Source organism: Arthrobacter sp. TJ-265, from assembly GCF_058269135.1.
The window spans coordinates 1,006,676-1,021,116 of sequence record NZ_JBZCND010000001.1 but is presented as its reverse complement, the minus strand read 5'-3'; the positions used below and the strand labels follow the sequence as shown (position 1 = coordinate 1,021,116).

Annotated in this window: 11 protein-coding genes and 1 riboswitch; of the genes, 5 read left to right on the top strand and 6 right to left on the bottom strand. The window is 72.2% G+C overall.

All coding sequences use genetic code 11. The annotated features are described in order from the left end of the window. The first annotated feature begins 40 nt into the window (after positions 1-40). Positions 41-1,405, top strand: a complete 1,365-nt coding sequence (locus AC4D2E_RS04870; RefSeq protein ID WP_490951827.1) for an MFS transporter — start codon at positions 41-43, stop codon at positions 1,403-1,405. Here AC4D2E_RS04870 and smc read toward each other — a convergent pair. Then, on the bottom strand, positions 1,402-5,007 hold the full coding sequence (smc, locus tag AC4D2E_RS04865) for a chromosome segregation protein SMC (protein ID WP_490951826.1): 3,606 nt from the start codon (positions 5,005-5,007) through the stop codon (positions 1,402-1,404). The two genes, AC4D2E_RS04870 and smc, sit on opposite strands and share 4 nt — an antisense overlap. Positions 5,008-5,237: 230 nt before the next feature. Between smc and AC4D2E_RS04860 the strand changes: the two genes are divergently transcribed. Genes AC4D2E_RS04860 through AC4D2E_RS04850 form a run of 3 tightly spaced genes read left to right on the top strand, consistent with a single transcriptional unit; the run spans position 5,238 to position 9,840 of the window. Next, on the top strand, positions 5,238-6,263 hold the full coding sequence (locus AC4D2E_RS04860; protein WP_104165406.1) for a 3-oxoacyl-ACP synthase III: 1,026 nt from the start codon (positions 5,238-5,240) through the stop codon (positions 6,261-6,263). Next, complete coding sequence (locus AC4D2E_RS04855; RefSeq protein WP_490951825.1) at positions 6,257-8,878, top strand: alpha/beta fold hydrolase; 2,622 nt, start codon at positions 6,257-6,259, stop codon at positions 8,876-8,878. Before AC4D2E_RS04860 ends, AC4D2E_RS04855 begins: the two co-directional genes overlap by 7 nt. Further along, the gene (locus AC4D2E_RS04850) at positions 8,875-9,840 is read left to right on the top strand and encodes an NAD-dependent epimerase/dehydratase family protein (RefSeq protein WP_490951824.1); all 966 of its coding nucleotides are present in this window, start codon (positions 8,875-8,877) and stop codon (positions 9,838-9,840) included. Before AC4D2E_RS04855 ends, AC4D2E_RS04850 begins: the two co-directional genes overlap by 4 nt. Before the next feature lie 163 nt (positions 9,841-10,003). Here the strand turns inward: AC4D2E_RS04850 and AC4D2E_RS04845 are convergent, their stop codons facing one another. The 5 genes from AC4D2E_RS04845 to AC4D2E_RS04825 all read right to left on the bottom strand — a co-directional run bounded on the left by AC4D2E_RS04845 (position 10,004) and on the right by AC4D2E_RS04825 (position 13,722). Further along, entirely contained in the window at positions 10,004-10,846 is an 843-nt protein-coding gene (locus AC4D2E_RS04845; protein ID WP_490951823.1) for a C40 family peptidase, read from the bottom strand. 2 nt (positions 10,847-10,848) lie between these two features. Then, positions 10,849-11,056: riboswitch (cyclic di-AMP (ydaO/yuaA leader) on the bottom strand. 110 nt (positions 11,057-11,166) lie between these two features. Then, the gene (gene mutM, locus AC4D2E_RS04840) at positions 11,167-12,129 is read right to left on the bottom strand and encodes a bifunctional DNA-formamidopyrimidine glycosylase/DNA-(apurinic or apyrimidinic site) lyase (RefSeq protein ID WP_490951822.1); all 963 of its coding nucleotides are present in this window, start codon (positions 12,127-12,129) and stop codon (positions 11,167-11,169) included. Next, positions 12,130-12,876 (bottom strand): ribonuclease III, encoded by a 747-nt coding sequence (gene rnc, locus AC4D2E_RS04835; protein WP_104165414.1) that lies wholly within the window; start codon positions 12,874-12,876, stop codon positions 12,130-12,132. It abuts the gene before it with no gap. Between the two features lie 73 nt (positions 12,877-12,949). Then, positions 12,950-13,153, bottom strand: coding sequence for a 50S ribosomal protein L32 (rpmF, locus tag AC4D2E_RS04830; RefSeq protein WP_043445822.1), 204 nt, complete (start codon positions 13,151-13,153; stop codon positions 12,950-12,952). Between the two features lie 2 nt (positions 13,154-13,155). Continuing rightward, positions 13,156-13,722 (bottom strand): YceD family protein, encoded by a 567-nt coding sequence (locus AC4D2E_RS04825; RefSeq protein WP_104165416.1) that lies wholly within the window; start codon positions 13,720-13,722, stop codon positions 13,156-13,158. 117 nt (positions 13,723-13,839) lie between these two features. On the opposite strand from AC4D2E_RS04825, the gene AC4D2E_RS04820 reads away from it, so the two are divergent. After that, on the top strand, positions 13,840-14,424 hold the full coding sequence (locus AC4D2E_RS04820; RefSeq protein ID WP_490952321.1) for a YdcF family protein: 585 nt from the start codon (positions 13,840-13,842) through the stop codon (positions 14,422-14,424). Positions 14,425-14,441 lie beyond the last annotated feature (17 nt).

Genomic DNA, 14,441 nt, shown 5'->3' with positions numbered 1-14,441 from the left:
TTGAACCCCGGCGCCGGGGCGGTGACAGAATGCGAGGACCATGGCCGGATTCCCTCGCGTACCCAAGCGCTCCCCCTTCCGCATCCCCCGTCCGGGACACCGGACCGGGGACGGTACCGCACCCGTCGGGGAGCGGCAGCGGATCCCGCGGGAGATCAGGGTCCTCATCGCGGCCGCGTTCGTCATCGCGATCGGGTTCGGCCTCGTGGCGCCGATCCTGCCGCAGTTCGCGCAGAGTTTCGACGTCGGCGTCACGGCGTCGGCGGTGATCGTGAGCGCCTTCGCGTTCACGCGCCTCGTCTTCGCACCCGCGGGGGGCCGGCTCGTGGAGCGGCTCGGCGAACGGCCCGTCTATATCGTGGGGCTGCTCATCGTGGCGCTGTCCACCGCCGCCTGTGCCTTCGCTGCTGACTACTGGCAGCTCCTCGTCTTCCGCGCCCTCGGCGGTATCGGCTCCACGATGTTCACGGTCTCCGCGATGGGCCTGATCGTGCGGCTCGCCCCGCCGGCCATCCGCGGCCGTGTCTCCGGCGCGTATGCCACAGCGTTCCTGCTGGGGAGCATCGGCGGTCCGATCGTGGGCGGCCTGCTCGCCCGCTTCGGCCTGCGGGTGCCGTTCCTGGTCTACGCGGCGGCCCTGCTGGTCGCCTCCGCCGTCGTCTTCTTCCAGCTGAAGGACACCTCGCTCTCGGACCGCACGGCGGCGCGCGGAAAGCCGGCCCTGACGGTGCGTGAGGCGGTCACGGACTCCGGGTACCGCGCGGCGCTCGCGTCCAGCTTCGCGAACGGCTGGTCCTCCTTCGGCGTCCGCATGGCGCTCGTGCCGCTCTTCGCGGATGCGGTCCTCGGAGCGGGCACGGAGATCGCCGGCATCTCCCTGGCCTTCTTCGCCGCGGGGACGGCGCTCGCCCTCACGGTGTCCGGCGGGCTCGCCGACTCGCTGGGCCGGCGGCCGCTCGTGATCACGGGCCTCCTCGTGAACGGGGCCGCGATGATCGCGCTCGGCTTCTCCGGGAACGTGGTCGTCTTCCTCGCCCTGTGCGTCGTCGCGGGCCTCGGCACGGGCATCCTCAATCCCGCGCAGCAGGCGGCGGTGGCGGACGTCGTCGGCAACGACCGCAGCGGCGGCAGGGTCCTCGCGACCTTCCAGATGAGCTCCGACTTCGGCGCGATCCTCGGCCCGATCCTCGCCGGCCTCATCATCGACCAGCTCGCCTTCGGCTCCTTCGCCCTCGCCTTCACCGTGACCGGGGTCCTGACCGCCCTCGCCGCCGGGGTGTGGATGCTGTCCCGGGAGACGCTCCCGCGGACGGAGCGCACGGCACCGGACGGGCCCGCCGGCGACGACCCGGGCGCCCGCCGCGCCGGCCCGTCCGCGGAGGAGCAGGGCACCCCGGGGTCCTAGCCGAGGGCGTCCTGCCTCGCGACGCCGATGCGCTGGCTGATGACCGTGGACACGCCGTCGCCGCGCATCGTCACGCCGTAGAGGGCGTCGGCGACCTCCATCGTGCGTTTCTGGTGGGTGATGATGATCAGCTGGCTCGACTCCCGCAGCTCCTGGAAGATCGTGATCAGCCGCCCGAGGTTGGTGTCGTCGAGGGCGGCCTCCACCTCGTCCATGACGTAGAACGGGGAGGGCCGGGCCTTGAAGATCGCGACGAGCAGCGCGACGGCGGTCAGCGACCGTTCGCCGCCCGAGAGCAGCGACAGCCGCTTGATCTTCTTGCCGGCAGGGCGGGCCTCGACCTCGATGCCGGTGGCGAGCATGTCCGCCGGGTCCGTGAGCACCAGCCGGCCCTCGCCGCCCGGGAACAGGGTGGCGAAGACGCGCTCGAACTGTTCGGCGGTGTCCAGGTAGGCAGCCGTGAAGACCTGCTCCACGCGCTCGTCGACCTCCCGGATGATGTCCAGCAGGTCCTTCCGGGTCGCCCTGAGGTCGGCGAGCTGGGTGCTCAGGAACTGGTGCCGCTCCTCGAGCGCCGCGAACTCCTCGAGGGCGAGGGGGTTCACCCTGCCGAGCGCGGCGAGATCCCGTTCGGCCCGCTTCAGCCTCTTCTCCTGCTCCTGGCGCACGAACGGGACGCCCTGCGGCACGGGGTTGCCGTCGTCGTCGACCGGTGCGCGCAGCGCGGCCCACTTGTCCTCCGTCGCCGCGTCCCCCGGTACGGGCAGGTGCGGCCCGAACTCGTCCACGAGGTGGTCCGGGGTGAGGCCGAGCTCCTCGATGGAGCGGTTCTCGAGCGCCTCGATCCTCAGGCGCTGCTGGGCGCGGGCGAGCTCGTCCCGGTGCACCGAGTCCGTGAGCCGTGCCAGTTCGACGCCGAGGGCTGCGTTGGACCCCCGCACCTCCTGGAGGTCGGCATCCTGCTGCGCGCGCAGCCGCTCGGCGGCGTCACGCTGGTCCGCCGCAACGGCCACGGACCGCGCCGCGCGCTGCTCCGCCCGCCGCGCCGCCGCGGCGACCGCCACGGCCCGGACGGCCCGGACCTCACGGATCCTCGCCTTCTCCGCCGCCTCCTCCCGTGCGCGGCGTTCGGACTGCGCCGCGCGTTCGAGCGATGCGGCCCGGTTCCCGAGCGCGGCGAGCTGTTCCTCCCGGCTGCGCAGCGCGAGGCGGGCCTCGAGCTCGGCCTGGCGGGCATCCGCCGCGGCGCGCCGCAGGGCGTCGCGGTGCTCGCTCGAGGGCTCGGCCTCCACGGGCTGCTCCTGGAGGTCCGACAGCCGCTCGGCGGCCTCCCGCAGCCGTGCCTCCTCCTGCGCGAGATTGGCCTCGGCCGCACGCACGAGGACGGCCAGCCGCTCGGCCTCCCCGCCCGCGGACCGGAGCTCGCCGTGCAGCCGGCCGAGCTTCTCGGCGACCGCGGCCATCCGCGCGTCGGACTCGTGCAGGCGCTCGAGCGCGGCGTCGACGCGGTGCTGCGCTTCCTGCCGGCGGGTCCGCGCCGCGGTCAGGCGGAACCGGAGCCGGTCGGCGGCGGTGGAGGTCCGGGCCAGCTTCTCCTCCGTGTCCTCGACGGCGGCCCGCCGTTCGAGGTATCCCGCCGCACCCGGGGTGCCCCCGCGGGCCGTGTGGCGGGACAGGACGTCGCCGTCGTGGGTGACCGCCGTCCGGGCGGTGCCGTCCTCGACGGCACGACGCGCCGCCCCGAGATCCGCGACCACCACCACGCCGTCGAGCAGCGCGGCCACGGCCGGCTGCAGCGCGGGCGGGGCGGTCACGAGGGCGAGCGCGGGGACGACGGCGGAGCCGGGTCCCGGTCCCGCGCCCGCCTTGTCCGGCCGGGTGGCCGCACCGGGTCCGGAGGCGACGACGAGCGAGACCTGGCCGGCGTCGTCGCGCTTCATGAGCTCCACCGCTCGCTCCGCCGCCGCGATGCTCCCGACGGCGACGGCGTCGGCGGAACCGGCGAGCGCCGCGACGACTGCCTTCTCGAAGCCCGGCACCACGTGCAGGAGCTGGGCGAGCGGCTCCAGCACGCCGTCGAGCCCGGCGGCGAGGAGGGCCGCGGAGCCGTCGCGCTGCTGCAGACCCTCGCGCTGCGCCTCGAGCCGCGCGGCCAGGGCACCACGCTCCCGCTCCGTGGCACGCTCCTCCTCCACGAGCGCTGCCACGTCCTCGGTGAGGGAGCAGAGGACGTCCGACGCCGCCTCGTACTCCGCATCGAGGCCCTCCTCGCCCGCCTCGTCCCCCGCGACCCGGCCCTCGAGCGCCTGGAACTCGCGCTCGGCGGTCCGCCGTCGTTCCTCGGCCGCGGTGACGGACGCGCGCAGGCGCCCGAGCTCGGCGACCGCGGACTCGACGCGGGAGCGAGCCGCGCCCACCGCGCCGGCGAGCCTGGCGTCTCCCTCGCGCCGGTCCGCGGCGGCCCGCAGGAGGAGCGCGAGCCTCGCATCCTCGGCGGCCGATGCCTCCTCCGCGGTGCGACGGGCCGCGAGGGTCTGCTCGAGGGCGTGACGGAGGGAGGCCACCTCCTCCTCCAGCCCGGCGACCCCCGCCCGGACGCGCCCGGCCTGCCGGTCGAGGTGGTCGGGATCGCGCCCCCGGTCCGGCTCGACTGCCTGCCCGAGGAGGTGTCCGCGGTCCTCGGCGCGCGTGGCCAGGGCGCCGAGCTTCTCCCGGGCGCTCGAGAGCGCGTACCAGGCCTCGCGTGCCCGGTCGAGCGCGGGGACGGACGCGGCCGCGGCCTGCTCGAGGTCCGCCTGCCGCTCCTGGCCGACGCCGAGCAGCGTCCCGATCTCGTCGCGGCGCGCCTGCAGGGCGGCCTCGGCCGCGGTGTCCCGCTGGAACCCGGCACGCAGGGCCACGAGCTCGTCGGCGAGCAGGCGCGACCGCGCGTCCCGTACAGCGAACTGCACCTGCTGGGCCCGCCGGGCGACCTCGGCCTGCTTCCCGAGCGGGGTGAGCTGGCGGCGCAGCTCCCCCGTGAGATCGGACAGCCGTGCGAGGTTCGTCTCCATCGCGTCGAGCTTCCGCACGGTCTTCTCGCGCCGGCGGCGGTGCTTGAGGATCCCCGCGGCCTCCTCGATGAAGCCCCGCCGTTCCTCGGGTGTGGCATGCAGCACCTTGTCCAGCTGGCCCTGGCCGACGATGACGTGCATCTCGCGGCCCAGCCCGGAGTCGGAGAGGAGCTCCTGGATGTCGAGGAGGCGGCAGCTCCTGCCGTTGATGGCGTACTCGGAGCCGCCCGCCCGGAAGAGCGTGCGGGAGATCGTCACCTCGGCGTACTCGATGGGCAGGGCGCCGTCGGCGTTGTCGATGGTGAGCGACACCTGGGCGCGCCCGAGCGGGGCCCGGCCGGTCGTCCCGGCGAAGATGACGTCCTCCATCCGGCCGCCGCGGAGCGTCTTGGCCCCCTGCTCGCCCATGACCCACGCCAGCGCGTCGACGACGTTCGACTTGCCTGACCCGTTGGGGCCGACGACGGCGGTGACGCCCGGCTCGAAGTCGAAGGTGGTTGCCGAGGCGAAAGACTTGAACCCTCGCACGGTTAGACTCTTCAGATGCACGGTGGCAGGCTCTCCAGATGGGGTAGGACCTACCTAATCTACCGGAGTACACCGACGGTATCGGTAGCAGGTAGCCAGGATGTCCGTCCCGGACGCCTCCGGAATGACCGCCGCAGTATTACCAAGTAGGCTTACGAAAGTTTCAGCAGTATCCGAAGGCGTCCAGGCTGACCCATTCGTGGGTCCTTCCCGGCCACAGACCGGCGCTATCAGTTGACGAGGCAGGAAATTTGACCGGTAACGCGACCTTCCGACATGACAACACGGCCTTGCTCGCCGTCACGACTGTGGAGGCGCCGGTAGTCGTCAGTTCCGCAGAGTTCGACGAACGGCTCGCCCCCAGCCTGAAGAGGCTGCGCCTCTCCAAGCGGCTCCTCGAGCGCGTCGCGGGCGTCACCGAACGCCGGTGGTGGTCCCCCGGCTCCGACTTCGACGACGCCGCCATCGAGGCCGGCGCCAAGGCCATGGCCGAGGCGGGCATCGAGCCGGGCGAGGTGGGCCTCCTCATCAACACCTCGGTGACGCGGCGCAACCTCGAGCCGTCCGTCGCCGTGAAGATCCACCACTCGCTCGGCCTCCCCTCCTCGGCCATGAACTTCGACCTGGCCAACGCCTGCCTCGGGTTCGTCAACGGCATGACCCTCGCGGCGAACATGATCGACTCGGGGCAGATCAAGTACGCGCTGATCGTCGCGGGCGAGGACGCCCAGAAGACCCAGGAAGCCACCTTCCGGCGGCTCAACCGGGAGGACTCGACGCGCCAGGACTTCCTCAGCGAATTCGCGACCCTCACGCTCGGTTCCGGGGCGGCCGCCGCCGTCCTCGGCCCCGCGGATCTGCACCCGGGCTCGCACCGGATCCTCGGCGGCGTCTCCCGCGCCGGGACCGAGCACCACGAACTCTGCGTCGGCGGGATCGACGGCATGTACACCGACACCAAGGGCCTGCTCGAAGGCGGCCTGGACCTCGTGGTCACCGCGTGGCACGAGGCGCAGGCGGACGGCTGGGCGTGGGACTCCATGGACCGCTACGTCACCCACCAGGTCTCCAATTCCTATACCAACGCGATCATCAAGGCCGTCGACCTCGAGCGCGATCGGGTGCCGATCACCTTCCCGCACTGGGGCAACGTCGGGCCTGCGTCCCTGCCCATGACCCTCGCCCAGGAAGCCTCGTCCCTGAGATCCGGGGACCGCGTCCTGTGCCTCGGCGTCGGGTCCGGACTGAACACGTCGATGATGGAGATTGCGTGGTAGCACTCCCCGGCGTCGACCCCTCCTGGTCGACGTACATCGACGTGCCCTCGACCAGCGGGGCGGACCGCCCCGGCACCAGTCATCGCTGGCACTACCTCGACAACGGCGCCGACCTCGCCGACAGCACGGTCCGGGGAACACTGCTCTGCGTCCACGGCAACCCCACCTGGTCCTACCTGTGGCGGACCTACCTGGCGGCCGGCCGCGCCGCGGGCTGGCGCGTCGTCGCCGTGGACCAGCTCGACATGGGCTACTCCGAGCGGACGGGCGTGTTCCGGCGGCTGGCCGACCGCATCACCGACCTCGAGGACTTCGCGGCCGCCGTCGGGCTCACCGGTCCCGTGGTCACCGTGGGGCACGACTGGGGCGGCGTGGTCAGCCTCGGCTACGCCGACCGGAACCGGGAGGACCTGGCCGGCGTCGTCCTCACGAACACCGCCATCCACCAGGACCCGGACCGTCGCATCCCCGCACCGCTCAGGCTCGCCCTCGCCCCGGGCGTCCACGGCCTCGGCACCCGGACCACCAGCGCGTTCCTCGACGTGACCCTCGCCCTCGCCCGACCCGCCCTCGCCCCGGACGTGCGCCGCGCCTTCCGGGACCCGTACCGCACCGCCGCCGACCGCCAGGGCATCGCGCACTTCGTCTCGGACATCCCCGCGGATCCGTCGCATCCCAGCTACCCGGCCCTGACCGCGACGGCCGAGGGCATCCGCACCCTGGACGTCCCCGTGCTCATGATGTGGGGACCGCACGACCCGATCTTCTCGGACCCCTACCTGGAGGACCTCGCCCGCCGGCTCCCCCGAGCCGACGTCCACCGCTTCGAGCATGCGGGCCATCTCGTGCAGGAGGACGCCGACACGGCGTCGACGGCCCTGCAGTGGCTGGCCGAACGGTCGGTCGGGCACCCCGCGCCCCGCGCTGACGTCCCGCCGCGCGATGATGCGCCCTACGCCCCGCTCGGCCGGCGGCTCACCGACCTGGCCGCCGGGCGGGACGCCGCACGGACCGCCGTCGCGGAGATGAAGCCCTCCGGCCCGCCCCGGACCCTGTCCTGGCGGGAGCTCGACGACGACGTCGCCGCCGTCGCCGCCGGCCTGACCGCGCTCGGCTACGGTCCCGGCAGCCGCGTGAGCCTCCTCGTCCCGCCCGGCGTGGACCTGACCGTGCTCATCTACGCCTGCCTGCGCATCGGTGCCGTGATCGTCGTCGCCGACGCCGGCCTCGGCGCCCGTGGACTCAGCCGTGCCGTGAAGGGGTCGGCGCCCGACGTCGTCATCGGCATCGAACGCGCCCTGGTCGCGGCCCGCGCCTTCGGGTGGCCCGGACGGCGCATCAGTGCCGCTCCCCTGTCCCCGGCCAGGCGCAGGGCACTGCGCGTGGAGGCCTCGCTCAACGACCTGCGCGCCGCACGCCCGGCCCGGTCCGCCGTGGAGGCGCCCGCCGCCGACGCCGACGCCGCCATCCTCTTCACCTCGGGCTCCACAGGCCCCGCGAAGGGCGTCGTCTACACGCACCGGCAGCTCTCCGCCATGCGGGACGCCGTCGCGGCGACCCTCGGCCTCGGCGAGGGTGCCTCGCTCGTCGCGGGCTTCGCGCCGTTCGCGCTGCTCGGCCCGGCACTCGGGGCCACCTCCGTCACCCCGGCCATGGACGTCACGGCCCCCAGGACGCTGACCGCGCAGGCGCTGTCCGACGCCGCGGCCGCGATCGACGCGACCGTCGTCTTCGCCTCACCGGCCGCCCTGCGCAACGTGCTCGCCACCGCCGGTGCGCTCACCGACGAGGGCAGGACGGCCCTCGGCCGGATCTCCCTGCTGCTCTTGGCCGGAGCGCCGATCCCCGTCCCGCTCCTCGAAGCCGTCCAGGACCTCGTGCCGTCGGCCGCCCTGCACACGCCCTACGGCATGACGGAATCCCTCCTCGTCGCGGACATCGACCTCGCGGGCATCCGTCGCGCGTCGGCTGACGCGCGGGACGGGCTCGACGGCGCCGGCGGCGGGGTGTGCGTCGGCCTCCCCGTGCACGGCGCCCGCGTCGCCGTCAGTCCGCTCGACGACGACGGTGCGGCGACGGGCGAGGCGACGACGGCGCCCGGGCGGACCGGCGAGATCCTCGTCGACGCCCCCCACGTCAAGGACCGCTACTTCCGGCTGTGGAGGACGCAGCGCGAGTCCGCGCGGACTCCCCCGTGGCACCGGACCGGTGACGTCGGCCACTTCGACGCCGAGGGGCGCCTGTGGGTCGAGGGCCGGCTCGGCCACATCATCACGGCGGCCTCCGGCGTCCTGACGCCCGTCGCCCTCGAGCAGTCGCTGGAGACGATCGACGGCGTCCGGCTGGCTGCCCTCGTGGGCGTCGGACCCGCCGGCACCCAGGCCGTCGTCGCGGTCCTCGAGACGGACGCCGCAGGACGGCGCCCGGCCCTGGCGGATGCTCCGCTCGCGGAGGCGGCACGGGCTGCCGCGCTGAGGCACGGTGTCGGCCTCGCCGCGGTCGTCGCCGTTCCCGGCCTCCCGGTGGACATCCGGCACAACGCGAAGATCGACCGCACGCGCATCGCGCAGTGGTGCAGCCGGTTCCTCTCCGGTGCCCGCGCGGGGTCCCTGTGACGGTCCTCGTCACCGGTGCGAGCGGGATGCTGGGGCGCGCCGTCGCCGAACACCTCGTCGCCTCCGGGGAGGAGGTCCGGTGCCTCCAGCGCCGGCCATCCTCCGTGTCCGGCGCGCAGGACGTCCTGGGCTCGATCACCGATCCGGACGCCGTCGCCTCAGCGGTCCAGGACTGCCGCGCCGTGATCCACCTGGCGGCGAAGGTCTCCTTCACCGGGACTTCCGCCGAGTTCGACCGCACCAACATCGACGGGACCCGGATCCTGCTGGACGCCGCCCGTACGGCCGGGGTCGCCGACGTCGTCCACGTGTCCTCGCCGTCCGTGGCACACGCCGGCTCCTCGCTCGTCGGTGCTCCCGCCGGCCCCGCGGACCCGGCACACGCACGCGGGGACTACGCCCGGACCAAGGCCGCGGCCGAGCTGCTCGCCCTGGGTCGCTCGACGCCGGCGTTCCGCGTCGCCGCGGTGCGGCCGCACATCGTATGGGGCCCCGGCGACACCCAGCTGGTGGAACGCGTGATCGAGCGCGCACGGCACGGACGCCTGCCCCTGCTCGACGGCGGCACGGCCCTGATCGACACGACCTACGTGGACAATGCGGCCTCGGCCATCGTCGCGTGCCTGCGGCGCATGGATGCGGCGCAGGGCCGGGCCCTCGTCGTCACCAACGGCGAGCCCCGTCCCATCGCCGAACTGCTCGGCGGGATCTGCCGCGCCGGCGGCGTGGAGCCACCCGCCTGGTCCGTCCCGGGAGCACTGGCTCGCGGCGCGGGATCCGTGATCGAGCGGGCCTGGCTGCGGCTCGGCAGGACGGATGAGCCTCCCATGACCCGCTTCCTGGCGGAACAGCTCTCGACCGCGCACTGGTTCGACCAGCGGGATACGCGCAGCGTGCTCGACTGGCGCCCGTCCGTGAGCGTCGATGAAGGGCTCGAGCGCCTGGCGGCGTACTACCGCTGAGGCTCTCCGCCTGAGTGCGCGGGTGTGGCGGGTGTCGCCGTCGACCACCCACCCCACGTGCACGACGTGCTCCCACCGGATACTCAGAAGGACGGGATGCGCGATGCATCCCGTCCTTCCGACCGTCTCACTGGTGGCGCCGGCCGTACGGCCGGCGGCTCAGTTAGCGGGTGTAGTAACCATCCACGGACATGGCGTTGACCGAGTGGACCACGGTGCCCTGCGAGGGGTTCAGGGCGCTGACCATCTGGCCGTTGCCGAGGTAGATCCCCACGTGGCTGCCACCGTTCTGGCTCACCAGGTCACCCGGCTGGGGGTTGCTGGTGGGCGTCATGGCAGCGAACTGGGCCCAGGTGGTGCGCGGCAGGTTGACGCCGTTCTGGGCGTAGGCCCACTGCACGAAGGCCGAGCAGTCCCAGGCACCGAAGGAGGTCCCGCCGTACACGTAGCCCGAGCCGACACCCTGCATCGCCGCTCCGACGACGCCGCCGTTACCCACAGGGGTGATCGACGGGGTGGACTGGAAGCTGACCGCGGGGGTCGCTGCCGGAGCAGCGGCAGGCGCCGCGGCGGGCACTGCAGTGGGGGCCGCAGCAGGCACGGCGACGATCGATGCCGACTGCACGGAGTACTGCGCGGGAGCAGCGGAACCGCCGAGGGAGATCGACTGGCCGGGGTAGATCACCGAGGCGGAGCCGAGTCCGTTGGCGGCGAACAGGCTGTCGACGCTCAGGCCGTGCATCGCCGCGATGGACCCGAGGGTGTCGCCGGCCTGCACGGTGTGGGTGCCTGCGGCAGCAGTGGAGGCTGCGGCCGGCTGGGTGCTGATCTCGCCTGCGGCGTTCGCGGGAAGCGATGCGCCGAACATGATGCCCGAAGCGACGGCGACGGCGGCGGCAGGCTTGCCGGCGACGGAGGCGCTTGCGGAGACGGCGCGGGATGCCGTGATGAAGGGGTTGATGCGCGTGGGGACGGCCCGGTGGCGCGCGAAAGTGCTCTTGGACATGTTGATGCCTTTCCCAATGCCTGCGAAGTTAGCTGTCGGGTTCGGATGGGACATCCGGACACGCTTGCTACAGACCATCGCCCCCAGCGCTGGTCTGCGCGTGTCTTTACCCCTAGGACCCGTGATCGGGTCCGCTAGTGGTTCCCCCGCCCCTGTCGAATGTGTAGTGCGAACGGTCCGTCCTCATCGACAGGGTTAGGCAGTGTGAGGATGGGCGCCCATCCGTTGTGGATCGGACGCGAGACTAACCGTACCGGTTGGTAACCCCTGTTGTCACATTTAGATCACGAGGCGAATATCACCTTTTTCTGCCTAACGGATTAGAACCGTGCATTGCGCGGGCGCGGCTGGCAGATCGGGCACAGGTAGGACGACCTGTTCATGAACGATTCGCGGCGCAGCAGCGTGGTCCGCCCCTCGGACGCGCAGCGGCGGCATGGCCGGCCCTCCCGCCCGTAGGTCTCCAGATCGCGCGCGAAGTAGCCCGATGCACCGTTCACGTTGACGTACAGGGAGTCGAAGCTGGTGCCACCGGCCGCCAGCGCCCGTTCCATCACGGAGGTGACGGCGTGGACGATGCGCCGGGTATCGGGCCGGCGCATGGTGTCCGTGGGGCGCGCGTAGTGGAATCCGGCCGCCCAGAGCGCCTCGTCCGCGTAGATGTTGCCGATCCCGGAGATGAGCCCCTGGTCGAGCAGGGCCCGTTTCAGGCCCGTCCTGCGCCCGCGGAGGCGTTCGTGGAAGGCATCCGTGGAGAAGCCGGGGTCGAGGGGATCGCGCGCGATGTGCGCGGCCTGGTGGGGAACGAGTGGCAGGTCGGAGGCGCCGAGCCCGCCGGGCAGGCCGTCCGGTGTCGGCTCCAGCTCCGCGACGAACATCCCGCCGAAGATCCGCTGGTCGACGAACCGCAGCTCGCCCGGCAGGGCGGCGCCGTCGTCGTCGACCGCCGGGGAGAGCGCGAGGCGGACCTTCAGGTGCTTCTCGAGGGGGGCGTCGGGTTCCTCGACGAGGAGTTGCCCGCTCATCCCGAGGTGCGCCATCAATGCGACGTGCGGGCGATCACCGGGCCGGGCCGCGTCCTCGAGGATCATCCACAGGAACTTGCCCCGGCGCACGACGTCGCTGACGCGGGCACCCTCGAGGGTGCCCACGAAGTCCTCGACGCCGTCGACGTGCCGCCGGAGGGATCGGGGATCCAGGACATCCACGGATCCGATGGTGCGGCCCGCCACCCAGCGTGCGAGGCCGCGTCGGACGACCTCGACCTCGGGGAGTTCAGGCACTCAGGGTCCGTCGGGCACCGCAGTGGTGCCGGTGCTGTCGGCGGGGCCGCCGGGCGGTAGGGGGTCCAGGGGCACCGCGAGCGTCTTCCAGGACTCGGCCGCGGCCGCCTGCTCGGCTTCCTTCTTGGAGTTCCCGCACCCGGAGCCGTACTCGATGCCACCGATCAGCAGGCGGGCCGTGAACGTCCGGGCGTGATCGGGTCCCGTCCCGTCGACCCGGTAGTCGATCGTCCCGAGCCGCCGGGCGGCCGCGGTCTCCTGGATGCGGGTCTTCCAGTCGGTCCCCTCACCGAGCACCGCCGCATCGCGCAACAGCGGTCCGATGAGCCGCATGACCATGGCGCGGGCCGTCTCGATGCCGTGGCTGAGGTAGGCGGCCCCGATGACGGCCTCCATGGTGTCCGCCAGGATCGAGGCCTTGTCCCGCCCGTTCGTCAGCTTCTCCCCCTGGCCCAGCAGCACGTAGCTGCCGAGGTCCAGGGTGCGGGCCACCCCCGCGAGTGCCTTCGTGCTGACGACGGCTGAGCGCCTCTTGGCGAGGTCCCCCTCGGACAGATCCGGGTGGTCCCGGTACAGCGCGTCGGTGACCGCCAGCCCGAGCACCGAGTCGCCGAGGAACTCCAGGCGCTCGTTCGTCGGGATCCCGCCCTTCTCGTAGGCGTAGGAGCGGTGCGTGAGGGCAAGACGAAGCGTCCCGGCATCGATATCGACACCGAGACGCTTCGTGAGGTCTTCCGTATTCTTCACAACTGCATCAACCGATCCAGCATCGGACGGGCGCCGGCAGGCTCGAGGCCTGCCCTGCGGCGCGGGTCCGTTGTCAGACGTCGGCTACCTTGCGGCCCTTGTACTCGAGGAACAGCGGGGTGCCGGCGGAGTCGGTGACAACCTTGGCCTGGTGGGCGAGGCTGTAGGTGACGCGGCCGTTCTCGAGGGTCTTGACCAGCTTGGGGGCGGTTGCCTTCCACTGGGACCGGCGTGCGCGGGTATTCGCGCGGGACATTTTCCGTTTCGGGACAGCCACGGCTAACTCTCTTCCTTCTCGTCTGACTCTGACTTGGGTGCCGCGTTCTGCTCGGCGGCGGTGCCCGTCAGCCCGGCGAGGGCTGACCAGCGAGGATCCAAAACTTCATGGTGGTGGTCAGGATCGTCATTGAGCCGTGCTCCGCATTCGGAGCAGAGACCCTGGCAATCCTCCCGGCACACCGGCTGGAATGGCAGTGACGTAACCACAGCATCCCTCAACACGGGTTCCAGATCGACCGAATCGTTCTCCACCCTGTGCTGTTCTTCTTCCTCTTCCACCGACAGCGACGCGGAGTCGCTGTAGAAGAAGAGCTCCTGGATCTCCACGTCGCGGTCGAACCGCAGTGGCTCCAGGCACCGGCCGCACTCGCCGGTTACTTCGACGTTCGCCGTTCCCGATACCAGGATTCCCTCGTGCACCGATTCGAAGCGCAGATCCAGTTCCATGTCGGAACCCTCCTGCACCCCGATCAGGGCTACGCCGAAATCCTTGGGTACCGGTGCATGTTCTTCGATTGTCCGCATGCTTCCCGGACTGCGCCCGAGATCCTTGACACTGAAAGTCAAAGGCGAACTGAGATCGCTTTTAATGGTGACTCCTGTAGAACATATGACCGACGTACCATCCTAGCCTGATCCGGCGGGCAGGCCCAAAACGGGCGGGACGTCTAGGCTCGGACCGTGATGTCCGAATCCCCGCCCCCTGCACGGCGTCGACGCCTCCCGCAGGTCCTGTGCACGGCGGGTGTGCTGCTGGCGGTGGGCCTGACGGCTTGGCTGATCCTCGCCTGGACGCTGTTCTACGATCCCCCGCTCCGCCCGGCGGGCAAAGCCGACGCCGTCGTCGTCCTCGCCGGGGCGGCAGCGGAACGGCTTCCGCTCGGCCAGGAGCTGATCGACGACGGCGTCGCCGACGAACTGGTCCTCTCCTCCACCGGGCTGCCGGGCAATGCGGTGACCGACGCCGTCTGCGCCGAGCAGAACCCCCAGACCACCTGCTTCGTCCCGGATCCGCTCACCACGCGCGGTGAGGCGCGTGCGGTGGCCGCGCTGGCCCGGGACAACGGCTGGGACGAGATCGTCGTCGTCACCTCGACCTACCACGTGACCCGGGCGTCGACGAACCTGGGGCAGTGCTCCGAGGCGGACGTCACCATGGCCGGGTCGCAGCCCGAGCTCGGAGCCTCCGGCTGGCTCGCGCGGTTCGTCGAGGAGAGCACGGCGCTCGTGGCGTCGGTCGTGCGGCCGGCCTGCGCCCGCCCCGTCTGAGGACCGGGCCCGCGGGC

Coding starts and splice junctions, on each gene's coding strand:
- AC4D2E_RS04820 (WP_490952321.1), top strand. CDS start 13,840: ATGTCCGAATCCCCGCCCCCTGCACGGCGTCGACGCCTCCCGCAGGTC.
- AC4D2E_RS04845 (WP_490951823.1), bottom strand. CDS start 10,846: ATGTCCAAGAGCACTTTCGCGCGCCACCGGGCCGTCCCCACGCGCATC.
- AC4D2E_RS04870 (WP_490951827.1), top strand. CDS start 41: ATGGCCGGATTCCCTCGCGTACCCAAGCGCTCCCCCTTCCGCATCCCC.